The sequence below is a fragment of the Parasphingorhabdus sp. genome, assembly GCF_039977335.1.
Classification (GTDB): domain Bacteria; phylum Pseudomonadota; class Alphaproteobacteria; order Sphingomonadales; family Sphingomonadaceae; genus Parasphingorhabdus.
Window position 1 is genome coordinate 1,663,834 of the sequence record NZ_JBDWDI010000004.1, and the last position, 26,054, is coordinate 1,689,887.

The 26,054-nt window shown below is 54.2% G+C and carries 25 protein-coding genes; 12 read left to right on the forward strand and 13 right to left on the reverse strand.

Translation table 11 applies throughout. The annotated features are described in order from the left end of the window. Positions 1-64 precede the first annotated feature (64 nt). From ABJM21_RS15370 to ABJM21_RS15385, 4 genes are read right to left on the reverse strand one after another with little or no spacing between them, the layout of a single operon-like run. Complete coding sequence (locus ABJM21_RS15370) at positions 65-1,090, reverse strand: acyl-CoA dehydrogenase family protein (protein WP_348300872.1); 1,026 nt, start codon at positions 1,088-1,090, stop codon at positions 65-67. Next, a complete protein-coding gene (locus tag ABJM21_RS15375) occupies positions 1,090-2,244 on the reverse strand; it encodes an acyl-CoA dehydrogenase family protein (protein ID WP_348300873.1) in 1,155 nt (384 codons plus the stop codon). The genes ABJM21_RS15370 and ABJM21_RS15375 overlap by 1 nt, the downstream gene beginning before the upstream one ends. Before the next feature lie 24 nt (positions 2,245-2,268). Then, on the reverse strand, positions 2,269-4,272 hold the full coding sequence (locus ABJM21_RS15380; RefSeq protein ID WP_348300874.1) for an alkyl sulfatase dimerization domain-containing protein: 2,004 nt from the start codon (positions 4,270-4,272) through the stop codon (positions 2,269-2,271). 15 nt (positions 4,273-4,287) lie between these two features. Then, positions 4,288-5,085 (reverse strand): enoyl-CoA hydratase-related protein, encoded by a 798-nt coding sequence (locus ABJM21_RS15385; RefSeq protein WP_348300875.1) that lies wholly within the window; start codon positions 5,083-5,085, stop codon positions 4,288-4,290. A gap of 114 nt (positions 5,086-5,199) precedes the next feature. Here ABJM21_RS15385 and gspH point away from each other — a divergent pair, with 114 nt between their 5' ends. Both gspH and gspI read left to right on the forward strand, forming a co-directional pair. After that, positions 5,200-5,685: a type II secretion system minor pseudopilin GspH gene (gspH, locus tag ABJM21_RS15390; RefSeq protein ID WP_348300876.1), complete on the forward strand. Its 486-nt coding sequence runs from the start codon at positions 5,200-5,202 to the stop codon at positions 5,683-5,685. Further along, entirely contained in the window at positions 5,682-6,107 is a 426-nt protein-coding gene (gene gspI, locus ABJM21_RS15395) for a type II secretion system minor pseudopilin GspI (protein WP_348300877.1), read from the forward strand. Before gspH ends, gspI begins: the two co-directional genes overlap by 4 nt. Here gspI and purU read toward each other — a convergent pair. Beyond that, on the reverse strand, positions 6,104-6,964 hold the full coding sequence (gene purU / locus ABJM21_RS15400) for a formyltetrahydrofolate deformylase (protein ID WP_348300878.1): 861 nt from the start codon (positions 6,962-6,964) through the stop codon (positions 6,104-6,106). The two genes, gspI and purU, sit on opposite strands and share 4 nt — an antisense overlap. Before the next feature lie 125 nt (positions 6,965-7,089). On the opposite strand from purU, the gene ABJM21_RS15405 reads away from it, so the two are divergent. The 8 genes from ABJM21_RS15405 (at position 7,090) to ABJM21_RS15440 (ending at position 16,210) form a co-directional block, all read left to right on the forward strand. Further along, entirely contained in the window at positions 7,090-7,827 is a 738-nt protein-coding gene (locus tag ABJM21_RS15405) for a 6-phosphogluconolactonase (protein ID WP_348300879.1), read from the forward strand. A gap of 141 nt (positions 7,828-7,968) precedes the next feature. Continuing rightward, positions 7,969-9,504 (forward strand): acyl-CoA synthetase, encoded by a 1,536-nt coding sequence (locus tag ABJM21_RS15410; protein ID WP_348300880.1) that lies wholly within the window; start codon positions 7,969-7,971, stop codon positions 9,502-9,504. 26 nt (positions 9,505-9,530) lie between these two features. Then, positions 9,531-10,838 (forward strand): cytochrome P450, encoded by a 1,308-nt coding sequence (locus tag ABJM21_RS15415; RefSeq protein ID WP_348300881.1) that lies wholly within the window; start codon positions 9,531-9,533, stop codon positions 10,836-10,838. 78 nt (positions 10,839-10,916) lie between these two features. After that, a complete protein-coding gene (locus tag ABJM21_RS15420; protein ID WP_348300882.1) occupies positions 10,917-12,344 on the forward strand; it encodes an aldehyde dehydrogenase family protein in 1,428 nt (475 codons plus the stop codon). Between the two features lie 133 nt (positions 12,345-12,477). Continuing rightward, complete coding sequence (locus tag ABJM21_RS15425; protein ID WP_348300883.1) at positions 12,478-13,650, forward strand: acetyl-CoA C-acetyltransferase; 1,173 nt, start codon at positions 12,478-12,480, stop codon at positions 13,648-13,650. 22 nt (positions 13,651-13,672) lie between these two features. Next, a complete protein-coding gene (locus ABJM21_RS15430) occupies positions 13,673-14,458 on the forward strand; it encodes an SDR family NAD(P)-dependent oxidoreductase (RefSeq protein WP_348300884.1) in 786 nt (261 codons plus the stop codon). Between the two features lie 192 nt (positions 14,459-14,650). Next, positions 14,651-15,520 (forward strand): crotonase/enoyl-CoA hydratase family protein, encoded by an 870-nt coding sequence (locus ABJM21_RS15435; RefSeq protein ID WP_348300885.1) that lies wholly within the window; start codon positions 14,651-14,653, stop codon positions 15,518-15,520. 51 nt (positions 15,521-15,571) lie between these two features. Beyond that, complete coding sequence (locus ABJM21_RS15440; protein ID WP_348300886.1) at positions 15,572-16,210, forward strand: TetR family transcriptional regulator; 639 nt, start codon at positions 15,572-15,574, stop codon at positions 16,208-16,210. 99 nt (positions 16,211-16,309) lie between these two features. On the opposite strand, the gene ABJM21_RS15445 is transcribed toward ABJM21_RS15440, so the two are convergent. From ABJM21_RS15445 to ABJM21_RS15460, 4 genes are all read right to left on the reverse strand, one after another. Continuing rightward, positions 16,310-17,455 carry a serine hydrolase domain-containing protein gene (locus ABJM21_RS15445; protein WP_348300887.1) on the reverse strand — a complete coding sequence of 382 codons (1,146 nt, stop codon included), beginning with the start codon at positions 17,453-17,455 and terminating at the stop codon, positions 16,310-16,312. Between the two features lie 123 nt (positions 17,456-17,578). After that, entirely contained in the window at positions 17,579-18,232 is a 654-nt protein-coding gene (locus ABJM21_RS15450) for an AraC family transcriptional regulator (RefSeq protein WP_348300888.1), read from the reverse strand. A 123-nt stretch (positions 18,233-18,355) separates the two neighbouring features. Further along, on the reverse strand, positions 18,356-18,670 hold the full coding sequence (locus ABJM21_RS15455; protein ID WP_348300889.1) for a DUF1330 domain-containing protein: 315 nt from the start codon (positions 18,668-18,670) through the stop codon (positions 18,356-18,358). After that, positions 18,667-19,884, reverse strand: a complete 1,218-nt coding sequence (locus ABJM21_RS15460; protein WP_348300890.1) for a CoA transferase — start codon at positions 19,882-19,884, stop codon at positions 18,667-18,669. The genes ABJM21_RS15455 and ABJM21_RS15460 overlap by 4 nt, the downstream gene beginning before the upstream one ends. 94 nt (positions 19,885-19,978) lie before the next feature. On the opposite strand from ABJM21_RS15460, the gene ABJM21_RS15465 reads away from it, so the two are divergent. Continuing rightward, on the forward strand, positions 19,979-21,496 hold the full coding sequence (locus ABJM21_RS15465; RefSeq protein WP_348300891.1) for a hypothetical protein: 1,518 nt from the start codon (positions 19,979-19,981) through the stop codon (positions 21,494-21,496). Between the two features lie 54 nt (positions 21,497-21,550). On the opposite strand, the gene ABJM21_RS15470 is transcribed toward ABJM21_RS15465, so the two are convergent. Next, positions 21,551-22,051 carry a PaaI family thioesterase gene (locus ABJM21_RS15470; protein ID WP_348300892.1) on the reverse strand — a complete coding sequence of 167 codons (501 nt, stop codon included), beginning with the start codon at positions 22,049-22,051 and terminating at the stop codon, positions 21,551-21,553. 514 nt (positions 22,052-22,565) lie between these two features. Between ABJM21_RS15470 and ABJM21_RS15475 the strand changes: the two genes are divergently transcribed. Next, positions 22,566-23,024, forward strand: a complete 459-nt coding sequence (locus ABJM21_RS15475; RefSeq protein WP_348300893.1) for an Lrp/AsnC family transcriptional regulator — start codon at positions 22,566-22,568, stop codon at positions 23,022-23,024. A 227-nt stretch (positions 23,025-23,251) separates the two neighbouring features. On the opposite strand, the gene ABJM21_RS15480 is transcribed toward ABJM21_RS15475, so the two are convergent. The 3 genes from ABJM21_RS15480 to hppD all read right to left on the reverse strand — a co-directional run bounded on the left by ABJM21_RS15480 (position 23,252) and on the right by hppD (position 25,979). Then, complete coding sequence (locus ABJM21_RS15480; protein ID WP_348301825.1) at positions 23,252-24,262, reverse strand: fumarylacetoacetate hydrolase family protein; 1,011 nt, start codon at positions 24,260-24,262, stop codon at positions 23,252-23,254. Positions 24,263-24,327: 65 nt separating this feature from the next. Continuing rightward, on the reverse strand, positions 24,328-24,879 hold the full coding sequence (locus tag ABJM21_RS15485) for a VOC family protein (RefSeq protein ID WP_348301826.1): 552 nt from the start codon (positions 24,877-24,879) through the stop codon (positions 24,328-24,330). Continuing rightward, positions 24,876-25,979, reverse strand: a complete 1,104-nt coding sequence (hppD, locus tag ABJM21_RS15490) for a 4-hydroxyphenylpyruvate dioxygenase (RefSeq protein ID WP_348301827.1) — start codon at positions 25,977-25,979, stop codon at positions 24,876-24,878. The genes ABJM21_RS15485 and hppD overlap by 4 nt, the downstream gene beginning before the upstream one ends. Positions 25,980-26,054: the final 75 nt, after the last annotated feature.

Below are 26,054 nucleotides of genomic sequence, written 5' to 3' on the forward strand. Positions count from 1 at the left end.
TCCTCTTGCGTTGGAGTGATTGGAGACGGTATATGCCACCTCAAGAATCGGTTTAATCGGGCAGTTAACTAGCAATCCAGGCGCCGGTTGTCACGCCTTTCCAAATCTGGTCCGGTGACGTTACGGCAAGCTCAGCGCCCAGCAATTTGGACCAATGATGTTCGTTGCCCAACGTATCGCGCCAGGCCCACAGGCGGCGGGTATAATGGTGCAGATCATATTCCTGCGTATAGCCCATCGCGCCGTGCACCTGATGGAACGGCACGGTGACGGCTTCGACGCTATGACCGATTTGAACCTTGGCAACCACCGCTTCGTGCCATGCTTTTTCCGGATCATCGGCGTTGCGAGCGAGCGCGCTAGCGGCCTGCGTCGCGGCCATGGTCGCCGCGGCGCTTTCCGATGCGGCAACCGCGAGCTGATGCTGGATCGCCTGAAATTTCGACAATGGTCGTCCGAATTGTTCGCGATCGGAGACATAGGCGATGGACATGTTGAGCGCAGCCTCGATAGCAGAGGCCATTTGCACCGCACGGACGGTCAGGATTAACGCTTCGACCGCACGCCGCGACAGGTTGGTTGCGGCGCTGGCAACAGGCGTGGCGCTGGAGAAATCGAGACGATTGTCATCATCAGGGGACAGCGCTTGTCCGTCACCCGGCGATGTATCGGCGGTTTTGTAGAGGGCAATTTCGCTCTTGCCTGCATCGTAGACAGCAACATGATCAGCAGCACTAGCAAAGGGAACACCGGCCGTTTTTCCATCAAGCAGCGCAAAGCTGGTCGCGCCATCGGGGATGGCGATGCCAGCCCGGTCGAGCAGCCAGTTGGCAATCAGTGTCTCGGCAAAGGGAACCGGTGACGCGGCCTCTGCGGACACCCAGATCGCTCCAAAGACTTCGTCATAATCGGCACCAAAGCCGCCATTATCTTCGCTGACCCAAGCCAGCGGCAAGCCGTTTTCGGCGAGCGCATCCCACAATCCCTTCGGATACATCCCGGCTTCTGCTTCATGCGGTACTTCCCGTCCGCATAGATCGGTGTAAATTTTCGCCGCGGTTTCAGCGACCATGCCTTCTGTATTGATCATCAGCGTAGCCCTAACTGGCGCGCAGTAATGCCGCGCATGACTTCTGTGGTGCCGCCACGCAAGGTGTTGGGCGGTGATCGCAATATCCCGATATTGAGGATACGCCGCATCTCGTCGCTCCACTCTTCTTCCGGCAGATCGTTGAGCAAGGCCCGCACTTGCAGGGTCAGGTCATTTTCCAACCGGTTGCCGAGATCCTTGACCAAGGCAGCCTCGGTTTCCGGCGATACGCCTTGATGCAGCAGATTGGCAATGCCCCAGGACATGCCGCGCAAGGTTCGCAGATTGGCAATCAGCTTGCCGAGACGCGCCTGAGAATCCGATCCCAGCTTGCCCTGCAATTGATGGAGCGCTGTTTCGAGTGTGATGTAGCTCGACAAAAACCGCTCCGGCCCAGAGCGTTCCATCGCCAACTCTCCGGTCACCTGTTTCCAGCCGCCGCCTTCTTCGCCGAGCAGGCAGTCATCCGGCACGATCACATCCTCAAAATAGACTTCGTTAAAATGCGCATCGCCGGAAAGATCGGTAATTGGTTTGATCGTTACGCCCGGCAGGCTGAGATCAATCATAATTTGCGAAAGACCGACATGCCGGTTGCGGCCATCAGCCGGTGAGGTGCGTAAGATTGCGACCATATAATGGCACATATGCGCGCCGGACGACCAGATTTTCTGGCCGTTGATTTTCCATCCGCCATCTACTTTTTCGGCTTTGGTTTTGACATTGGCGAGGTCTGAACCGGCACCGGGTTCCGAAAGACCAATGGCGAAATAGCATTCTCCGGCGGCAATGCGTGGCAGGATGTCGAGCTTCTGTTCTTCCGTTCCATGTTCCAGCAGCATCGGCGCATGTTGGCGATCGGCAATCCAATGCGCTCCCACAGGCGCGCCGGCACGAAGCATTTCCTCGGTTACAATATAGCGTTCAAGGGCGGTCTTATCATGGCCACCATATTGGCTCGACCAAGTTAGGCCGATCCAACCGTGCTTTCCCATTTTTTTGGAAAACTCGGTATCGGCAGATGCCATCCAGCATTCCGGCTCGGGACGCAAATTGCCTGCCTCCAGCTCCTCTTTCAGGAACGCTTGCAGTTCGGCACGCAATTCTTCAAGCGCCGGATCAGGCTGGACAACAGGAAAATTGAAACGCTGCATCTAAAAATGCCTCTGGGTTAAGATTCAGGGTGTTACGATATTAAACTGTGCGTCAACCGGATCGAGCGCACCGAACATCGCGGCCATCAGGCCAACATTGCCTAGCACCCGCATGTTGCCGGACACAATAAGGTCCCGCGGCGTGACTTCCCGCATCAGGACACGGGTGAAATCGGCGCGGCTCACAGTGATTTGCGCAATCGAACGATCATTGGTCCCGTCACGCGGGAACATGACGCTTTTACCAATGTCGACATTCACGGCTTCACCGCGATCGGGGAAGGTAAACTGGATGATACCGCCGACATTGCTCATCCGCGCCGGATTAAAACGCGCCGCCAAGGCATCGAACAGATCGACCGCCGGAATACTGTTCAACACCCGCGCATTGTTGGTTGCGATGGCTTCGCCTTTGTCATTTCCTTCGCGCAGTTCCTTGGCGCCAGATAGATAGATGTTGCGCCATGTGCCTGCCTCGGCCTGAAAACCGAGCTGCTCATAAGTCGACGCAAGCCATTTTTTTGCCGCATCATTGGTAGGATCGACAAAGACGATATGATTGAAAACGGTCGCTGCCCAGCGGTAATCGCCGGTTGCAAAGGCTCTTTCCCCAACTGACAGGGCCTTGGGAGCACCGCCCATGGCCGCGACATATTTGCGTGAAGCTTCTACTGGCGGCAATTCGTGATAATGGGCTGGAACCCCATCCCACCAGCCGAAATAGCGTTGGTAGACCGCCTTACTATTATGATTGAGTGTGCCATAATAATCGCGCACGCCAAAATCGGTGGCGGCAAAATCGGGCTCACCAATATTTTCAGCAATCTCGTGCATCGTCGCGCCCTGATTGGCTTGCCGCAATGTCTGGTCATGGACATAGCGATAAAGACCGCGCTGGTTTTTCAGCGCCGTCTGCACATTCTCGCTGCCCCATGTTGGCCAATGATGGCTAGCGAGCATTACATCTGATTTCTCGCCATATTTGGCAAGCATCGCATCAATGACCTTGCTCCATTTCAACGTGTCCCGAACCAGCGCGCCGCGCGGGGTCAGGACATTGTGGAAATTGCGGGTGACGACTTCGGCAGTGTGCAGAGCTTTAAATTCAGGCAGGTAGAAAATTAGTTCTGCTGGTGCTTCTGTCTCACCGGCATCCATAAATTCAAACGTGACGCCATCAATGGTCAGGGTCTCACCATCCTTGCTGATGGTTTTTGTCGGTGGCAGCAGCGCCAAATCGCCCTTGGACAAATATTGACCAAGACCAGTCCCGACATGACCGGTCGGGCCAGCGGGCAGGTTTGTGCCGAACTGAAACTGTACCCGGCGGTTCATGGTGGTTCCGGCGAGGACATTCTCGCCAATGGATTCACGCAGGAAACCATGGGGTGCGATGATCTGCACCTTGCCATATTGCAATTCTTGCGGCGTAACCACACCGCTAACGCCGCCGAAATGGTCGCCATGGCTGTGAGTGAAAATCACTGCCTGAACCGGGCGCGGGCCCAGTGTTTCATTGGCCAGCGCCAAAGCCGCTTTAGCCGGAGCCGGCGTGGTTAGCGGATCTACAACTATCCAGCCTGTCTTGCCGGCGATCAGCGTCATTTGCGCCAAATCATAGCCGCGCAGTTGGTAAATGCCTTCCTGTACCTTGAACAATCCGTGAATACTGTTGAGCTTGCCCTGGCGCCAGAGGGAGGGGTTTACGGTATCGGGAGCTGCGTCTTTGACAAAATCAAACTGCCCGACCTCCCACGCGACCGAACCGTCTTCGTTGAGGATTTGCGGGTCTTCAATCTTGGCCAGAAAACCGCGATTGGCGTTGTCGAAATCCGTCTGGTCGGCAATCGGCAGGCGAGCGGCAACTCTCGCGTTAGCGGCCTTGGTGGATGCTGTCGCTACGCCTTCTGGCGGCGTGTTGGCCGGTGGGATGTTGGCTGGCGGAGCGTTGGTTTGTGGTTGGCCAGCGGCCATCAACAAGGGGGCAGCTGCGAGAAGGGCTGTTGTGAGATATCCGGTTTTCGTCATGATCACTGCTTTCTCTTATTGGCCCTTGAATACCGGTTTGCGTTTCTCAAGGATCGCATCAATCGCTTCTTGATGATCATCAAGCTGTTGCAATACGCCCTGGAACAACGCCGCCTGATCGAGATTTTCTTTCAGCGTCACGCTCTGTGCGGTGCGCACCAGTTCTTTTGTTTTGCGGATCGCCAGCGGGGGTAAGGCAACCACTTTTTCGGCCAATTCATAGGCGCGTTTGAGCAAATCATCGTTCGCCACCACTTCGGATACTAGACCGTAATCCAGCGCCTTATGCGCATCGATAAACTCGCCGGTAAACAGCATCTGGTTCGCACGCGCCTGACCGATGATGCGTGGCAGCAGCCAAGCACCGCCATCGCCGGGAATAATCCCGACGCGCAGGAAACTCTCGGCAAAAATCGCGTCTTCGCCAGCGATCCTGATGTCACACATGGTGGTCAGGTCGTTACCGGCACCGATTGCGTGGCCATTGACCGCCGCGATGACTGGAACCGAAATCTCGGCCATGGTCAGGGGGATGCGTTGAATGCCGGTCCTATACCATTCTTCAATCTGCATAGGTGTCATGTTTTGCTCGGCGGTCATCGCCTTGATCTCATGGAGGTTACCGCCGGAGGAAAAGCTTTTACCATTGGCCGCGAGCACAACACAGCTGACGCCCTTATCGGCATCTGCCTTTTTCATCGCCTCCACCAGCGCGGAGCAAAGATCGGTCGACAACGCGTTGCGCGTCTCCGGCTTGTTCAATGTAATGGTGACCACGCGGTCTTGCTTGTCATAAAGAACGGCGTCGCTCATAATTTTCCCACCTGCTTATTTGGTCTGAATCACTTTAATTGTTCCGCTCATCCATTGCAGGCCCGCCCCGCTTCTGCAAGAGAGGGATCGGACTGGACCGAATAAGCTATTGTTATGAAACCCCACCAAAACTCTGTTCGCAATCATCATGAAACCGGCTTCACGCTGGTGGAACTCATGATTGTATTAGTGATTTTGGGCCTGATGGCGTCGATTGTGGTCTTGTCTATTCCTGATGGCAGCAATGATCTGGAACAGGATGCGCAAAAATTTGCGGCACGCACGGCGGCGCTGCGAGACAATGCGATATTGCAATCCCGCCCGATGGCGGTGCAGGTCACGCCTTCCGGTTATAGTTTTCTGGAGCGGCGCAAAGGTGCGTGGTCGGTTATGGAGGACAAGCCTTTTCGATCGACCAACTGGTCCAACGGTGTGACCGCAGCGGTCGCTGAGACAGGGCCCTTGCTGATCAGTTTTGAAAGTACGGGTTTGCCCAGCGACCGCGCCGAAGTGCGTTTGAGTTACAAGGATTTTGCGCGCGATATTACCATCGCCCCGATGGGTGATGTCCAGTTGGCCGGTGTGGAGCAAGCCCCATGAGGTTCCGTAGAAACAAATCCGGCGAGAGTGGTTTTACCCTCATCGAAATGCTGGTGGCTTTGTCGGTCTTCAGCCTCGCCGCACTCGCGCTGATCCGGTTACAAGGCTATACCGCCCGCAATGCTGCTGAACTCGAACTGCGGGTCGTGGCGCAATCTGTGGTCCGCAACCGGGCGGTTGAAATACTAACCGATCCGCGCCCGCCGAGCCTTGGTGAATCCAGTGGCGAAGAACAAAATGGCGGCCTGAGTTGGACATGGACGCAAAGCGCGCGCCTCACCGAAGAAGGAAATTTCGTGCAGGTTGATATTACCGCGCAGGAAAAGGTCAGCGGCGCCCCTGCTGCACTAACGATATTGCGGCCAGCGGGCATATTGCTCGATGCGCCGCCCCCACCACAGGCATCAGAGAACCAACCTTAGCGGAACACAACCGTGCGATTGCCGTTGAGCAGGATGCGGTGTTCGCCCGCCCATTTTACTGCCTTGGCGAGCACCTGTGCCTCGATATCTCGGCCGATGCGGATCATCTCTTCTACGCTCGCCCGGTGATCGACCCGCTCGACCGCTTGCTCGATAATCGGGCCTTCATCGAGATCGGCGCTAACAAAATGCGCCGTTGCTCCGATAAGCTTTACCCCCCGCTCATGAGCGCGGTGATAGGGCTTTGCCCCTTTGAAGCCGGGCAGAAAACTGTGATGAATGTTGATGCAGCGACCAGCCAATTTGGCGCTCAGATCATCGGACAATATCTGCATATAGCGCGCGAGGATCAGATAATCGGCGGCTGCCTGATCCATCACATCCAATATCGCTTGTTCCTGCTCGACGCGATTGTCGCTGGTCACGGGGAGGTGATGGAAAGCGACGTCATGCCATTCGGTCAGATCGCGCAGGCTTTCATGATTGCTGACCACACCGGCAATATTGACGGGTAATCCGCCGGTTTTCCAGCGGTGAAGCAGATCATTGAGACAGTGGCTGCCTCTGGAAACCGCGATCACAATATTCGGCTTTGCTGCGCCGCTGACCAATGTCCAGTCGAGCGCATAGCGGCTGCCAACTGCTGAAAATTCATCAGTAAGCGCATCGAGATTGGCCGGAAACCTATCGCCCGCGCCCTTGAACTCAACCCGCATGAAAAAGCGCTCCAGTTCCAGATCGGCATATTGCTGGCTGTCGAGAATAAAGCCGTCATGCTCGGCCAGAAAGCCGGTCACAGCAGCCACCAGGCCAACCCGGTCCTCTGCCGTCAGCGTCAATATGTAGTTTTCTGTCATAGGAATATTGCCTCTTCGGCTATCAATTGGCGCAAACTTGGCGGTTTGAAAAGCGGGATTTCCCCTTGTGCTGATTTCTGCAACGATTAGAAGCCTCAACAAGAGACCGAAAGACAGGACGCGATATGAGTGAAGACGAGTCATGGGATTTGGATGATTTGCCGGAAGGTGAAGATTCACAACTCGAATGGTGGGATTTTGACGACCGGGCCGAAATGATTGAGGCGGTTGTCGGAGATATCAAGTTCATCATCGAAAGTGCTTTGGATGCGCGCGGTGAGGCCCTTTTGGCGCTTCCGGTGAGCGAAGAAGCGATGCCGGTGCTCGAAGCCCTCGCTGAACAACAAATCAAGTGGAAATATGTCACGATCATCCCGACTGACGATTATCTCGTCCCCGTTGACGATCCGCGCAGCAATGTCAAAACACTGGCGCAACTGTTTATGACGCGCGGTGCCCGGGTGCTGCCGATCGCGACTGAGAATGATGATTATCATTTGGCAGGCGGTGCCGCCGATGCACGGCTGCAGGATACCAAATGGCCACCTGATCTCATCTGGCTCGGCATGGGCGAGGATGGCAGTACCGCTGGTCTTGTCGAAAGCGCCGATCTGGAAGAAGCGCTGGAAGGGCCGAAAGAGAAGCGCGCTGTCGGCATCATGCCTGACAATGGCGACACGCCGCTGGTTACAATCACCAAGGCCGCTATTTGTGAGGCACGGACAGTGTTGGTGCTGCTCAACGGCGCTGGCTCGCAAATGTATCTGGAACAAGCCATTGGCGAAGGCGCTGGCAGCATGGCTTCGATTGGCCGTGTCTTTGCTGATCTCTCCGTGCCTGTGGACATATATGTGGAGAATTAGGGGATTATTCTTTTCGTCTATCGATAGACGGCCAGACAATCCATTGATTTAACTGCGCGCTTAAACCATGATGGGAAAAATGCGAATCGCCACACTCAAACAGGGCAAAGGCGGTCGCCCCCAAATGGAGAGACGCAACCGATGCATCCTTATCTGCATGCCCAGGAAAATCCTGACAAACCTGCGATTATCATGGCCAGCACTGGCGCTGTTGAAACCTACGGCGAGCTGGACGAGGCGACCAACCGCATGGCGCAGCTGTTCCGCAGCCAGGGCCTGAATATTGGTGATACGGTGGCGGTCTTTCTCGACAACCATCCCAGATTTTTTGATTTTGCATGGGGGGCTCAGCGTGCGGGCCTCTATTATGTTGCTATCCCTAGCCGCCTGACGGCTGAGGAAGCCTCCTATATTTTGAGCGATAGCGGGGCGTCGCTATTGGTGAGTTCCGACGCAAAGCTGGATGTGCTGGACGAACTGATCACACGCAATCCTGATGTGAAGCAATATGTCTATGGTGTTGATGATAGTCGCGCCATGGAACCCGCTTTGGCGGCGATGCCGGACACGCCGATTGATGATCAGCGCCATGGCACCGATATGCTCTATAGCTCGGGGACGACCGGACGGCCCAAGGGTGTGCGTATTCCCTTTCCGGAGAATGAAGATATTGCCGCGCCCAATGCGCTGGTGATGATGGCGCAGGGTGCTTTTGGCTTTACGCTCGGCTGCACTTACTTATCGCCCGCACCGCTTTATCACGCTGCACCGCTGCGCTGGTGCATGACCGTCCACAAAATGGGCGGCACCGTGATCGTGATGGAAAAATTCGATCCGGAACAGGCCCTGGCACTTATTGACCAATATAAGGTGGATGTCAGCCAATGGGTTCCCACGCATTTCAGCCGGATGCTCAAACTGCCCGAAGAGACGCGTGCAAAATATGATGTTTCCAGCCTGACATGTGCCGTCCATGCCGCGGCCCCTTGCCCCATTCCGGTGAAGGAAAAAATGATCGAGTGGTGGGGGCCCATAGTCCGGGAGTATTATGCCGGTTCAGAGGGCAATGGCTTTACCTTCATCAACTCCGAAGATTGGCTGGAGCATAAAGGCTCGGTCGGGAAAGCGCTTCTGGGCATTGTGCATATTTGCGATGAGAATGACGACGAAGTTGCTGTCGGTGAAGAAGGGCAAATCTATTTTGAAGGCGGTGCTCCGGTCAAATATCATAATGATCCGGAGAAAACCAAAGCCGCGCATAACAAACATGGCTGGACCTCGCTGGGCGATGTCGGGAAAGTCGATGAAGACGGCTTTCTGTATCTCACCGACCGCAAGAGTTTCATGATCATTTCGGGCGGCGTGAATATTTATCCGCAGGAGATTGAGAACCTGCTGGTCACCCATCCGAGAATCATCGATGCTGCCGTTATCGGCGCGCCGGATGAGGATATGGGCGAGAAGGTTGTTGCCGTGGTCCAGCCCGCCGATATGGCGGAGGCAGGCGACGCCTTTGCGCAGGAGCTGGAAGTCTATTTGCGGCAAACGCTGTCCGGTGTGAAGGTGCCGCGCCAGATAGATTTTCGCGCCGAATTGCCGCGCGTGGCGACCGGCAAACTCTACAAGCGCCTGCTCCGCGATGAATATTGGGGCAAAACCGGCAGCAAGATTGTTTGACGGCCAGATATTTTGAGAGGAATGATATGAGCGCAGCACCACAAGCACCGGCAGAGATAGCGGCGGCCGTTATTGATCCGCTCGCCTATGCCGAATGGGATGGCCTGCTCGACAAATTTGATGTGTTGCGCCGGGACATGCCGGTGGCTCGAATCGAGAATGGCGATCTGCACGATCCTTTTTTGCTCGTCACCGGCTATGACGATGTGATGCGGATCAGCAAGGATAACAAGACTTTCCTCAATAGTCCGAAGGGCGTGGTGTTTGGATTTCGCGAAGGCGAGGAAATTGTCAAAGCAGTCACCGGAGGCAGCCCGCATTTGGTCAATTCACTGGTCGCGCTGGATGCGCCGATCCACCCCAAATATCGCCGGCTGACCCAGGAATGGTTCATGCCAAAAAACCTGAAGCAGCTCGAAGCGGAAATTGGTGCACTCGCCAAGACAACGGTCGATCGGTTGGTGGAGGCTAGCCAAGAAAATGGAAATGGCGAAGCGGATTTTGTCCCATTGGCAGCATCGCCTTACCCGCTGCATGTCATCATGCAAATATTGGGCGTGCCAGAGGCGGATGAGCAGCGCATGTTATTCCTGACCCAGCAGATGTTCGGCGGACAGGATGAGGATCTCAATAAAACCGGCATGGCGAATATGACGGCGGAGCAGATCACCCAATTGGTCATTGGTGCGGTGGCCGATTTCGAAACCTATTTTGCCAAAATAACCGAGGAAAAACGGGCCAATCCCACCGATGACGTCGCCAGCGTGATCGCCAATGCCAAAGTTGATGGCGAATATCTCAGCGACCGCGATATGGCCGGCTACTATATTATCGTGGCATCGGCAGGACATGACACCACATCGGCCTCGACATCCGGCGCGATGATGGCGCTGGCGCAGGACCCGGAGCAGTTTGCGCGGTTGAAAGTCGACCGTGATTTGCTGCCCGGCATTGTCGAAGAAGCGATCCGCTGGACTTCTCCGGTGCAGCATTTCATGCGCACAGCCGCCGAAGATGTGGAAGTTGGCGGCGTGTCGGTGAAAAAGGGTGACTGGTTGATGATCAACTATGTCGCGGCCAATCATGATGACCGGGTTTTTGAAAATCCGCGGAAATTTGATGCGGCCCGTTCGCCCAATCGCCATCTGGCATTTGGTGCCGGGGCACACCAATGTCTCGGCCTGCACATGGCGCGAATGGAAATGAAGATATTATTCAACGAATTGCTCGACCGGATCGAGACGGTTGAACTGGCTGGAGAGCCCAAGCGGGCCAAGTCGAGCTTTGTCGGCGGGCTCAAAACGCTACCACTTAGATGCACTCTATCAAAATGACAGGCGGCGATAGTCTTGTAATAGTTTATAAGAAACCAAAATAGAAACGATACAGCAGAAATTCCAAAGGAGAGCGACATGGTTACCCAATATAAGAATCTCATCAATGGCCAGATGATCAGCACGGACGACATGCTGGACGTGGTCAATCCCGCCAATGAAGAAGTAATTGGACAGGTGCCGTCCTGCGGCGAGATGGAACTGAATGAAGCAGTGGCTGCTGCCCGTGCCGCCTTCCCTGCATGGAGCAAGAAACCGATCGAAGAGCGCCGCGCTGTGGTGCAGGCGATTTCTGCGACCATTAAAGAAAATCTCGACGAGCTATTCCGCTTGCTGACTGCCGAGCAGGGTAAACCCCATGCACAGGCGCAAGGCGAAATCATGGGCGCGTCGCTGATGGCTGGCGCGCAATCAACGCTCGATCTCGATGATGAGATTAATGAAGATACCGAAGAGCGGCTCAGCCGCACCCGCCGCGTTCCTGTTGGTGTCGTTGGCGGCATCGTGCCGTGGAACTTCCCGGTGATGATGGCGGTGCAGAAAATCGCGCCGGCATTGCTGTCCGGTTGCACGATTGTCTTGAAACCATCGCCGTTTACGCCGCTCACCACCTTGCGGCTGGCAGAACTGATTAAAGACGTCGCACCCGCTGGCGTGGTCAACATCCTGACTGGCGAAGACAGCCTTGGGCCATTGATTACCGGTCACCCGGATATCGACAAGATCACCTTCACCGGCTCGACCGCGACCGGTAAGAAGATCATGGAAGGCGCTTCCAAGGACCTCAAACGGATTACGCTGGAACTGGGCGGCAATGATGCTTCCATCGTTCTTCCTGATGCCAATGTCGAGAAAGTGGCGGAGCAGCTATTCTGGTCCAGCTTCACCAATGCCGGCCAAATCTGTGTCGCGGCAAAACGCATCTATATCCACGAAGATATTTATGATGAGCTGAGCGCAGCCATTGCCGAATATGCCAAGCATGTGAAAGTCGGTGACGGCTCGCAGCAAGGCACCGCGGTTGGTCCGATCCAGAACAAGAAGCAATATGACCGTGTGCTGGAACTGGTTCAGGACGCCAAGGATAATGGCTATAAATTCCTCGTCGGTGGCGATCATGACCCAGATGTGCCGGGCTATTACATGCCGATTACCATCCTCGACAATCCGCCGGAAGATGCGCGGATCGTGGCGGAAGAGCAATTTGGTCCGGTCATGCCGCTGATGAAATTCAGCACCGAAGAAGAAGTCATCAGCCGCGCCAATGACAGCGAATATGGCTTGGCCGGAGCGGTCTGGACCGCTGACCCCGACAAAGGCGTCGAAATTGCTGAGAAGCTGGAAACCGGTACGGTGTGGGTCAATGAATTTCTCCACCTGTCGCCTTTCGCTCCTTTTGGCGGCCATAAACAATCCGGCTTTGGCGCTGAATATGGCAAGGAAGGCTTGCTGGAATTCACCTATCCACAGGTGATTACGGTTAAGAAGAATAATGTCCCTGCCTAAAAACGCAGGTTAGGATTGAAAAGGGCCGGTTATCACAAATGTGATGATCGGCTTTTTTATTTGACGCTAGAGCAGTGCAAGTTTAATCGTTCAATTAAATTTCAGATTCTCATAAATACTAAGGAGTAGGAAAATGGCAGAAGCCTATATTGTAGACGCAGTTCGGACCGCAGGTGGTCGTCGCGGCGGCCGGTTGGCTGGAACCCATGCAGTGGACTTGGGCGCGGCAACGCTTGATGCAATCGCAGATCGCAATGATTTTGACGCCAGCGCGATTGAAGACGTGATCACTGGTTGTGTGATGCAGGGCGGCGAGCAATCCGGCGATGTTGGCCGGAACAGTGTATTGGCCTCTAAACTTCCTGACAGTATTCCTTCGGTTTCCATTGATCGCCAATGCGGTTCTTCGCAGCAGTCGATTCAGTTTGCGGCACAAGGCGTTATGTCCGGCACGCAGGATATGGTTTTGGCGCACGGTATTGAAAGCATGACACGCGTGCCAATGGGATCAACCTTCAAGCTGTTTAAAGATGCTGACCTCGGCACCAACAAAAGCCCTCGTCTCGAAGAAGCTTATCCGGGCATAAATTTCAGCCAGTTCATGGGCGCTGAAATGCTAGTGAAAAAGCATGGCTTTAATCGCGATGATCTGGATGCCTTCGCATTGGAAAGTCACCAAAAAGCTATCGCAGCGACTGAATCCGGCGCGTTTGCCAATGAAATTGTCGGTGTGCAGATCGAAACCCCAGAAGGCGATGCAACGCATAATGTTGACGAAGGCATTCGCTTTGATGCCTCAATGGAAAGCATCGGCGGCGTGAAAGTCTTGCAAGAAGGCGGCGCGATTACCGCTGCTAATGCCAGCCAGATTTGTGATGGTTCCAGCGCGGTTCTGGTTTGTTCCGAACAGGCCCTGAAAGACCACGGTCTCACGCCTCGTGCAAAGATCGTCAACCTGACTGTGACCGCTGGTGACCCTGTGATCATGCTCGAAGAACCCTTGTTCGCAACCGACCGTGCTTTGCAGCGCGCTGGCATGAATATTGGAGACATCGATCTCTATGAAGTGAACGAAGCTTTTGCTCCCGTACCGCTCGCATGGCTCAAACATACCGGCGCGGATCGCAGCAAGATCAACGTCAATGGCGGTGCGATCGCTCTGGGCCATCCGCTGGGTGCTTCGGGAACGAAATTGATGGCGACCTTGCTTAACGCTATGGAGAATCGCGGCTCCAAATATGGTCTGCAAACCATGTGTGAAGGCGGCGGTCAGGCGAATGTGACCATCATTGAGCGTTTGAATTAAGTTTAAAACAGAAAGAAAAATCATGGAACTCAACAATAGTATGTCAGCTGTCGTCACCGGCGGTGCCTCCGGACTTGGCGCGGCCACTGCGCGGCGCTTGGCGGAAAAAGGCGTGAAGGTCGCTCTGTTCGACTTGAACGAAGAAAAAGGCGAAGCGCTGGCTGCGGAACTGGGCGGTGTTTTCTGCAAGGTTAATGTGACCGATGACGACAGTGTCGATGCTGGCTTTGAAAAAGCCCGTGCAGCCAATGGCCAGGAACGCATCCTCGTGAACTGTGCCGGTATCGGTAACGCAATCAAAACCGCAAAACGCAGCCGCGAAGATGGCTCGATCAGTCATTTCCCAATGGATGCTTTCAACTTCGTCATTCAGGTCAATCTGGTCGGCACATTCCGCTGCATCGCCAAATCGGCGGCTGGCATGCTGACCCTCGATCCGCTCGACGACAATGGCGAGCGCGGCGCTATGGTCAACACCGCTTCGGTTGCTGCTGAAGACGGTCAAATGGGTCAGGCGGCCTATTCCGCTTCCAAAGGCGGCGTGGTTGGTATGACGCTTCCGATCGCCCGCGATCTGATGAGCGACGGCATAAGAGTGAACACGATTCTGCCGGGCATTTTCGATACGCCACTGCTTGCTGGTGCACCAGATAAAGTGCGCGATGCTCTGTCGGCGTCTGTGCCTTTCCCGAAACGTCTGGGTCAGCCGGACGAATATGCCAAACTCGCCATGTGCATGATCGAAACCGGTTATTTCAACGGTGAAGATGTGCGGCTCGACGGTGCGATCCGTATGGCACCACGGTAATTGACATTCATCCTCTCCCCTTGAGGGAGAGGACAGATTTGCTTGTCAGTTTACTAACTAGAAAATCTTGGAGAGGGGTGAGAGGGCACGCCAAGCCAATCCCCTCTCCAACTTCGCTAGGCAGGCAAGCTGCCAAGCTCTCGTTTCCTCTCCCTCAGGGGGAGAGGAGTTTTAAAGGAGAGGATCCTCCCCATGACCTACACTCAGATCAAATATGATGTCGCCGACAATATCGCGACGATCACGATCAACCGCCCGGAAAAAATGAACGCCTTCACCAACACCATGTTGAAGGAAATGTGCGACGCATTTGATCAAATTGATGCGGATGACGATGTCCGCGCAGTGGTCGTGACCGGGTCCGGAGAACGTGCTTTTTGCGCCGGTGCTGACCTGACACCAGAAGGCGGAGCAAAGCCCTTTGCCAGCAGTGATCCGGTGGACGATTATTCCGATCCTCGGGTGCGCGATGGCGGCGGCAAGCTGACGCTGCGTATCTATCAATGTCTGAAACCAGTAATTGCAGCGGTCAACGGGGCTGCGGTCGGGGTCGGTGCGACCTTGCAACTGCCGATGGACTTTCGCCTCGCCAGTGAAACGGCCCGCTTTGGATTTGTCTTTGCGCGGCGCGGTATCGCGCCCGATGGCGCGGCGAGCTGGTTTCTGCCGCATATTGTCGGCCGACCGCAAGCGATTGAATGGTGCATGACCGGGCGCGTGTTCAATGCGCAGGAAGCACTGGATGGCGGCCTAATCCGCTCAATCCACAAACCGGATGAGTTGCTTCCCGCCGCCTATGCCTTGGCGCGGGAGATTATCGACAATACCGCGCCGGTATCCATAGCGCTCACCCGGCAGATGTTATGGCAAATACCCTGCGCGGATCACCCAATGGAAGCGCACAAGATTGACAGCCGGATCATCTATAATCGCGCGAAATCAGGTGATGCAGCGGAAGGTATCGCCAGTTTCCTCGAAAAACGTGATCCGGTCTATCCGGATAAAGTATCATCGGACATGCCAGACACCTTCCCATGGTGGGAAGAACCTGTTTATAAGTAATCACTTGAGTTAGGGCCATAGAGTAAGGCCCGCCAAGTGAGGGGAAGAGTTATGAGCGCTGACAAACAGGCCGACAAAAACGGGGACATAGACGGCGCCAGTGCGCGCGGAAAATTGATCGAGACGGCCAGTCAGATCATGCGCGAAGGCGACACGATTGATATTTCCTTTAGCGAGCTATCAGTGCGGTCAGGTCTCAACAGCGCGCTGGTTAAATATTATTTCGGCAATAAAGACGGCCTGCTTGAAGCCATACTTGAACGCGACATGACCAAGATTGTCGAGGATGTCGGGCTATTAATCGCCAAGGATATGCCGCCCGAAGACAAGCTGCGCCACCATATCGGCGCGGTCATCGATACCTATTATAAATATCCCTATATCCACCGCCTAACCATGCGCCTGATCCGTGATCTGCCGCCCGAAGGCGCGCGCGATATCGCCAATAAATATCTGAAACCGCTGTCCGAAGCTTATGGGATTTTTGTCGGCGACGGTATCAAAACCGGCGTATTCCGCGATCTCGATCCCGACCTATTCTATTCCGCCGTAACCGGCGCTGCCGACCGTTTCTTCACCGGCAAACTGGTCTGGAGATATTGCTATGGCCGCGAGGATTTCGACGAAAAAATGCGCGACGCTTATCGGGAACAGACGGTGGACCTGGTGATGGCCGGGATATTGAAGTGATGCGGATTTCAGACACAGAAGTTACCGGTCTACAGCCGGCTCGCCATACGGATTCTTTTGCCAAGTAGGGCCAAGCAGAAACTGCCCGACTATTCTGGGTCATTTGGAGTATTGTACAAGAAGATCTGCATAGATTTCATCCATCATATCATCAAGCCAAATGCCACCACTCGTAGTAACTGCAACAACCCCCAATCCCAGTTCTGGCGAAAACCGGTAATCGCTTCCATAGCCGTCAAGGTCACCGAAATGATCGTAGCGGGTGGCTCGCTGAAAAAGACCGTATCCATAGTGCATGGGCGGATCACCAAACTCTGTGGAAGCGGTGCGAGAGGTCAGAATAAGATCGGAAGGCGTGCCAGTCTTTGCATTAGATCGATAGGCTTGGATCTGGCTACCAACCAACCTTAGCAGACCCTCTATGTTGGTATAAACGCCACCAGAAGGAGCTTGCTTACCCATTACCCATGCATATGTTTCGATCCGTCGATCATCTTTTCGGTAAGGCGTCGCGATACGACTTGTCCAACGCTCAGTGGGTTCAATGAAAACCTCCTTCATCCCATATGGTTTGGCTACATAGTCCTGTATCAATTTCTCAAAAGACCGCCCAGTCTTTCGCTCAAAGATATAGCCAAGAATATCATAGCCGAAGTTTGAATATTCCCACTTCGATCCGGGCGTAAACGCCAACTCCATAACATTCAGATCCGCAACCATCGCTTCTTCGGAATATCCGTCTAGCATCGGACTGTTGTGGTCAACGCGTACCGGCGTTACAGAATCGCGTGGGACACCAGCACGGTGATGCAGCAGATGCTCAATTGTTACAGGCTCAAGCCGCGCCTGCGCTTCTGGGCTGAGCAAGTCACCAAGATATTTCACTATGGATTCTTTTGGATCAATCACACTCTCTCGGATCAACCGGTTCGCTACAATTCCGGTCATCACTTTTGTCACCGAAGCAATTTGGATTAGAGAAGTTTCATTAAAGGGCGCCGGTTCCCCTCTCTGCATCACGCCGAAACCTTGAATCAGCAGCGGCTTACCATCCTTGATAACGCCGATGGCGACGCCGGGAATGTCGTTCTCCGTCTTATAATCGCGCACCCGATCAACGACCCACGCTACTTCGCCGGCAGAGCTAGAGCTATCTGAAGGACTGGCAATGGAATGAGCATTCAATCCCTCAACACAAGCAGACAGGGCGATAAACATAAACAGACGGGAAAAAGTATTTCGCACGTATATTCACCTTTCGAAGAAGGACAAGCCGAGACTATTATTTCTTGGCGTTTGAAATAGTTAAGGGGGCCGAGATGGAACTTTGGTCATTCACGGCAATTGCAATTACATCGCTGTATGAGGTTAGTCTTGAACGGTTTTGACTTTTCGCCATTCTCTAGGAGTAGTTCCGGTCAATGCAACGACCGACCGAGTCAAATGCGCCTGATCTGAAAATCCAGTGCGATATGCAATATCTGCTAGGCTGCAGTAGCTGCATATGATCTCGCGAAGCGCGTGTCGCGTTTGTGCTTCCCGCCGGTAACGGGCCGGTGTCGTGTCATAGGATTTTGAAAAACCGCGGGATACTGTCTCTGGTCGAATTCCTGCTCGATCTGCCCATCTTGCAAGATGAGTTGGCGATTCGAGAAGGTCTCGAGCGAGCATGTCAGTCCAGTCCTGAATAAGGGGTTGCTTGACCCGGTGCGGGATTAGGATTGCAGTAAGCTCTTCCTCACAACTAGTAACCGCCTTCAACAGGTCGTCTGGATGCTTAACTTGAAACACCGGCGGCAATGCAAGGTAACCTGGAACGGGAATATTGATGATTGAACAGGACGATGAAATACGGTTTGCATGAGCTTCAAGCGGGGAATGGTAGACGATGTCTCCGGCCTCGACTTGCCACCGACCGGTATCGCCAATCTCTTCGTAGGTGCCTGACAATACCAGTGCTGCATAGCCTATTGTGTGCCGATGACGCGGTTCCGCGCCCTTCTCCAAAAGCTGATGCTGCATGCTTGACGCATAACTTTTTCCTAAAAATGTGTCTAGCTTTTGTCGTCTAAAACGACCAAAATTCAATGTCCGCTTTCGGGATGACGCGGACATCGATCGAGCCCAGCTCTCACCCAATCAAAACTACCGCCCCGGCATCGGATGCAACATCGTCAGGAATTTGAGCTCTGTTCCGGCCCGCCGATGTTCCGACAGCGCCTGATAGTCGGGATCATTATACCAGGCCGTCGCCGCCTCTGCGCTTGGGAATTTGAACAGCACAACGCGGCCCTCGGGCGGCGTGCTACCTTCAAAGGTTGTGCTGTTGTCATCCAGGGTAATGAACGTGCCGCCATGTCTTTTCAGGATCGGAAAAAATCCTTTCTCATAGAGGCGATAGGTCTCGGCATCGTGGACGATGAAATTGGCCATGACGTGGACAGGGGCGGTGTCGCTCATGATGCGTCCTCCGCTTTTGGGAGCCCAACCGCGTTCCTGATCTCGTCATTATCTGCGCCCAATGTCGGCGGGTCGGCATAGACATTGGCAGGGCTGGCGGAATAGTGCACCGGATGTTTGATCGAGCGATATTTGCCGATCTTTTCACCCTCGCGCTCGGTCCAGAAGCCGACTTGCTGAAGATGCGGATCTTCGAGCACATCGGTCATCTGGTTATAGCGCATGGCCGGGATGTTGTTCTCGTCGAGCAGCTCCAGCCATTCGTCGGTCGTCTTGGTCGAGGCGATTTCCTCGATCAGGGCATAGAGCGCGGTGATATTCTTGGTGCGCTCTGAATAGGTGGCAAAGCGCGGCTCGTCAAAGACGCCCGGCTTACCGCCCAGTTCAAAAAATGTCTCCCATTGTCCGTCGCTATAGGGGACCAGGCCGATATAGCCGTCTTTGGTCGGATAGGGCTTGCGATTGGGGTTTATGGAACGCGTATAGGCAAGCTTGCCATTGCCGGGAATGAATGTCTCGCCCCACAGATTTTCGACCATGTTGAACCAGGTAAAGGCTTCGAACATCGGCACCTGAACAAATTGTCCTTCGCCGGTTTTTTCCTTGTGATACATCGCCGCCAGCGTCGCATTAACCGCGAACAGACCGATGGTTTTGTCGGCCACGAGTGACGGCATGTACAGAGGACGCCCGCTATCGCCGCGCATTTCAAACAGGGATGCAAAGCCCGATGAACATTGGATCAGATCATCATAAGCCTGCCGGTGGGAATAGTCGCCGCCTTGGCCAAAGCCGGCGCAATGGACATAGACAATGCCCGGGTTGATCGCCTTCACCGCTTCATAGTCGAGGCCGAGCCGCTCCATCCCGGCAAGCCGGACATTGTGGAAAAACACATCGGCATGTTTGAGCAATTCAACAATCACCGCCTTGTCGGCTTCCTCTTTCGCATTGAGCGTGATCGATTTCTTGTTGCGGTTGAGCGAGGTGAAAATCGGGCCGAGATCACCGGTCGGACTATCACCAGCATGGCGCATCATATCGCCGGGAAATTTGCCGCTGTCATTTTCAACCTTGATGACCTCTGCACCCATGTCGGCAAAATTCAAGGTTGCAAAAGGACCCAGCACAACCGTGGACATATCCAATATTTTCAGGCCCTTTAGCGGCCCGGTTGGTTCGACATCCCATTGCAGTTCCGGCCATCCGCTCATCTACTTATCCTTAAATTATTAGGTGCATGAATATGCGTGTCTGTTATCAGTTTTAATCGATCGATATACTGTTTATTTTGAGGGACTTTCGCGCATGACTATTTCCGACCGCCAGGCACCTGTATTGATAGGTGTGGGAGAAGCCAGCGGGCAATCCCTGAAGCAGGCATTGGGGCTGGAATGGCCATCACCGGTTGATCTTGCATCGGCCGCAGCGAAGAAGGCGCTGGCGGACAGCGGCGTCGCAGACAAGCTTAGCGCGTCGATCGACTGCCTGCTAGCCATTAGGCTATTTCATGATAGCGGCGTGGCTCATGCTTATGGCTCACCTGATAATTTTCCGGATGCCATTGCACAGGCATCAGGCCTCAATCCGGACACGCTTATCTATGGTGATGTCGGCGGCCAAAGCCCGCAAAAACATATTAACGAGCTGGCGATCCAGCTGCATGAGGGTAAAATCAAGGCAGCTCTTTTATGCGGCACAGAATCCATCGGCACCGTCAAACGCGCCAAGAAAGCCGGGCATGAGATGGATTGGAACCAGCCGTCCGATCGTGATTTCATCGACAAGCGCACCGAATTTCCGGTCCTCACCATGTATGAATTTCGCCACGGGATTATCTCCATGCCAATGGCCTATGGTTTGCTGGAAAACGCGCGCCGCAGCCGTTTGAATATGGACCGGGCGAGCTATGCGAAGGATATGGCAGAGCTGTGGTCGGCTTTTTCCTCGGTCGCATCCTCGCGCGAACATGCGCAATTTGCCAAGGACTGGAGTGCGGAAGAGTTGTTGCAAGACGGTGGTGGTAACTATCAGCTTAATGACCCCTATCGCCGCTGGATGGTGGCGCAGGATGCGGTCGCTCTGGGTGGTGCGGTTATTATCACCACAGCCGGCCATGCGGAAGATTTGGGCATTGCAGAAGACAAGATGATCTATCTGCACAGCGGCGCGGATGCGAGTGTCCCGATCATCAGCCAGCAAATGGATCTGTCACGATCTCCCGCTGTCGAATGGGCAGTGAGCAAGGCGCTGGATTTGGCCGAGCAGCAGGCGAGCGATATCGGTCCGATTGATATTTACAGCTGCTTTCCGGTCGCGGTCTCTTTGGTGATGGAAGCGCTAGGTCAACCGGATAGGCCGCTGTCCAGCTATACCCTGACCGGCGGGCTGAGTTTCTTTGGCGGACCGGGCAACAGTTACAGCACCCACGCGATTGTCGCATTGGTGCAAGCGCTGCGCAAGGACGGCAGCAAGCCCGGTATGATCTCCGCCAATGGCGGGGCGATCAACAAAGAGTCAGTCGGCATTTACGCCGCCGATCCGCTGGCAGGCGGATGGTCACCCGACCGGATTGCGACGCCCAATGCCTTACCGCCGGATGAAGGCACCAAGCCCGATCATTTCGCCTCGGGCAGCGGCGTGATCAAAAGCTATGCCTTGCCCTATGTGAAGGGTGTTGCTGGAGCTGCGACGTTATGGCTTGCTGACGAAAATGGCGTGCCGTGTATCGGTCTGCTGGAAGACCCACCGGAAGACACGGATTTGATCGGCAAGGCGGTTACGATCACGACGGACGGCAAACGCAATCGGGCTGTGCTGGTATAGGATAGGCGATGGTGGTTTGGCCGTATGGATGTCGGCCTGAAACCAGGAATAGGATCATTTTGACGGATCTGGTCCGAAGTCACGGTTAACAATCATCCATGATCCGACGACGAGAGCACATAGTTTTTCGGTTTGTTGGTTGATGAACCGCGTTTCAACAACACCAAGTCGCCGTGAACGATTTACGACCTGGCTCCTAACATCGATAATTTCGCCAGCCTTCATGGGCCGAAAAAAGCGTGTCGCAAAATCCGCAGTCGAAAACGCCTCCGGTTTTTGGCTTGTTGTCGAATAGGCAAATGACTGACCGGTATCTGCGATAACATTTACAATTCCGCCCTGAACCATTCCATCAAAATGCGTAAGATGCTGGCCAATGGTCCACACCATATCGAACTCACCGGCCGAAACACGTGTGAATTTTAGCCCGCTCAAATTCATGCCTCGCACGAAAGGAGGGGCCATAGACATGTCTGGTTCCTGCCCATCGGACACAGGCGCATTATCCATCATCATTTGAATATTCGCGATCGGGTCAAATACTTGTTCAGTCATCACAAGGCCCTCCGTTGAACAACGTCCGTGACTCTATCCGTCAGGCACAAGAGAGTCGACTTCGGATTTGAAGGCGCCTCTACTCAAGCTTATTGGGCCAGGGAGTGCTTTCCTACATTGGCCCGGCTATGATATTGCAATGCTGGTTCTTTCTCAGCTTTGAATATTGATCCCGTGTATCCATCCCATCATGAGCGAAGCGGTGTGAACCGTGTGAACTTTGGCATGATTTCACTCACCCTATAGCGATCCAAAGCGGGTGTGATTTGTGTGAACTTTGAAATAAATGACGCAGGTCCAAACGCCCCAAAGGACCTTGTGTACTTTGTGAACTTCGTACCCGATCTTTAGCAAATGGTCTGCCTATCCAGCAATTCGACCAGCGGCATCAGATAGCAATCACGGCGCGACTCTTCCTTGACCAGATCAGTTGAGAGATATTTGGCATTGCTGTCATAATAATTCTCTTGGAATAGATAGAAATAGTGATATTATTCTAGATATGAATGAAATAGTGAAAAAAATTGATGAGAATGACCGCAATATCTTGAAGGCTTTGCAACAGGATGCAAGCCTGTCGCTAGAAAACCTCGCGGCACAGCTTAGTCTATCGACCAATGCCTGCTGGCGGCGGGTGAAGCGGATGGAAGCGGATGGGATTATCGCGCGGCGTGTTGCCATTGTGGAACCGGAGGCTGTCGGGCTTGGGATGACCGCTTTTGTCGCGGTGCGCACTAATGACCATAGCGACAAATGGCTAGAAAAATTCGCCGCCGCCGCATCCTCGATTGACGAGGTGGTTGAGTTTTACCGGATGGCTGGCGAAGTGGATTATATGCTCAAGCTGCTGGTCCGCGACATGGCGGACTATGACCGGGTTTATAAGAAATTGATCAAGGCAGTGCCTTTGTCCGATGTGTCCGCAAGCTTTGCAATGGAACGGATTAAGTATGAAACGGCGGTGCCGTTATGATTGAACCTCAGGCGCCGGGCGCGGGCATCCGCCCGCTTGGCTACCGCGCCAATAAGGCACGGCGCGCAGTCGCGCTTGCCTCGCTATGCTCGTATAATAAACTCTATAGCTGTAGCCAAACCGACGCGAAGCGGAGGCAAGGCCGACCGGCCGCCGCGCCTTATTGGCGCGATAGCCAAGGGCACGGATGTGCCCACCCGGCGCTTGAGGTTAAATAAAAATTCCCTCTAAACAGTCACCACTTCCTGCCGGATCGCACCAAAGATTGAGTGACCCTCTCCATCCAGCATCTGGATTTTCACGGTATCTCCAGCACTCATAAACGGTGTTTTCGCTTCGCCATCAGCGATGGTTTCAATCATCCTGATTTCCGCGATGCAGCTATAGCCAAGTCCGCCTTCTGAAACGGGTTTGCCGGGACCGCCGTCGGCATCCTGATTGGACACGGTTCCCGAACCAATAATGGTGCCGGCGCATAAGGGACGGGTCTTCGCAGCATGGGCGACAAGCTGCGCCAGACTGAAAGTTGCATCAACACCAGCATTGGCGCGGCCAAATGGTTCGCGATTATAATCGACCTGCAGAGGTAAGTGGATGACCGACCCTTTCCAGGCATCGCCCAATTCATCGGGTGTAACACAGACTGGGGAGAAAGCGCTCGGCGGCTTGGACTGGAAAAATCCGAACCCCTTGGCAAGCTCTCCGGGAATTAGGCCGCGCAGGGATACGTCATTGCACAGCATGACCAGTTTGATGTGATCCGCAGCCGCTTCTGCACCAACACCCATCGGAACGTCGCCAGTAATGACCGCAACTTCGCCTTCCATGTCACACCCCCATTTCGGATCGCCCAGCGGGATATCATCGCGGGGTCCGAGAAACGCATCGGAGCCGCCTTGATACATAAGTGGGTCGCTGTAAAAACTCTCTGGCACTTCGGCACCGCGCGCTTTGCGAACCAGTTCGACATGGTTGATATAGGCGCTGCCATCGGCCCATTGATAGGCGCGCGGTAGCGGAGAATGCGCATCATTTTCATGGAAGCGTTCGCATGGAACAACCTGATGTTCGACATCCCGGTAGAGCGCGTCCAGTTTAGGCGCACAATCTTCCCAATTGTCGAGGGCGGCTTGCAGGGTCGGGGCTATATTATTCGCTTCGCAGCAACGGGTCAGATCTTTCGAGACAACGACCAGCCGGCCATCGCGTGTATCATTTTTCAGCGTCGCGAGTTTCATAGGGTTCCCATCTTTTGTTGAAAACGGATAGTGCGCCGGAACGCCTCAACAATCAACATGCGCGTTTAATGTTCGTCGCGGGCTTTCTCGTGCAGCCAGGCGGCATGTTGCGGTGCCTTTTTGGTGCGGCTCCATTCTTCGAGCATTTCTGGGGCCACGCGGCGCAGTTCCTTCATCTCTTCGTCGGTTCCGATGTCGCAGGCGATTTCCAGCCGGTGCCCATTGGGGTCAAAGAAATAGATGGACTTGAAAATGCCGTGATGGGTGGGACCCAGAACTTCGAGACCTTCGGCCTCTGCTTTGGCCTTGGCGGCCAGCAGTTCATCCAGCGTATTCACCTTGAACGCAATATGCTGCACCCATGTCGGCGTATTGGGATCCTTGCCCATCTCGGGTTGTTCGGGCAGCTCGAAAAAGGCGAGTATATTGCCGCCGCCAGCATCGAGGAAAATATGCATGTAAGGATCATATTCACCGGTCGATGGCACTTCGTTTTCAGCAAAGGCCAGGTCAAAATCCATGCCCATGACGCGCTGATAAAATTCGGTGGTCTCCTTCGCATCCTTGCAGCGATAGGCGACGTGATGAATGCCGGAGAGATTGGGGGCAGAAGTCATTCTGCGGGTTCTTCCACATTAAGCACGCCGCGCGCAACCTGATCGCGTTCAATGCTTTCGAACAGCGCCTTGAAATTGCCTTCGCCAAAGCCGTCATCGCCTTTGCGCTGAATAAATTCGAAAAATACCGGTCCGACTTGCGGCTCTGCAAATATCTGTAGCAGAAGCCGAGGCTGGCCACCTTCGGTTGTACCATCGAGCAATATCCCACGACTTTGCAGCGCGCTGGCATCCTCACCATGGCCTGGCAAGCGCTCACCGAGCATCTCGTAATAGGTATTTGGAGGGGCGGTCATGAACGGAACGCCGAGCTTTTTAAGGCGGTCCCAACAGGCGATCAAATCGTCACAGATGAGGGCGATATGCTGAATGCCTTCGCCATTAAACTCGCGCAGGAATTCCTCAATCTGGCCTTTGCCGCCTTCACCCTCTTCATTGAGTGGAATGCGAATTTTGCCATCGGGAGCGGTCAGTGCTTTCGACGTCAGGCCGGTATATTCGCCTTTGATGTCAAAGAAACGGATCTCACGAAAATTGAACAGCGTCTCGTAATAATCTGCCCAATAAGCCATCCGCCCGCCATAAACATTGTGGGTCAGGTGATCGATAATGTCGAACCCTGCACCAACCGGGTTGTGGTCAACATCGGGCAGATATTCAAAGTCGATGTCATAGATGGAAAGCGCATCGCCCCGCTCTTCATCGGCATAGCGATCGACCAAGTAGAGGATGGCCCCGCCAATGCCGCGGATGGCTGGGATATGCAGTTCCATTGGACCGGTTTCGACGGCCACTGGTTCGGCGCCTTTTTCCAGCAGGTGGGCATAAGCTTCTCGCGCATCCCGGACCCGGAAGGCCATGCCGCAGGCTGATGGACCATGTTCGCGGGCAAAATACCAGGCCGCTGATTTTGGCTCATAGTTGACGATAAGGTTGATCTGTCCTTGCCGCCACAAATGCACGTCCTTGGAACGATGCTGTGCAATGCGGGTAAAGCCCATCACTTCAAACACCGGTTCGAGTACACCTTTCTCTGGCGCACAAAATTCAACAAATTCAAAGCCATCAAGGCCAGCCGGGTTTTCAAAAAGATCAGCCATGCGTGTATTCCTTACAGGAGAGAGTAATATAGTTTCAAATGAAACTATAGCTGAGCCAGCCTCGAAATGCAAGAG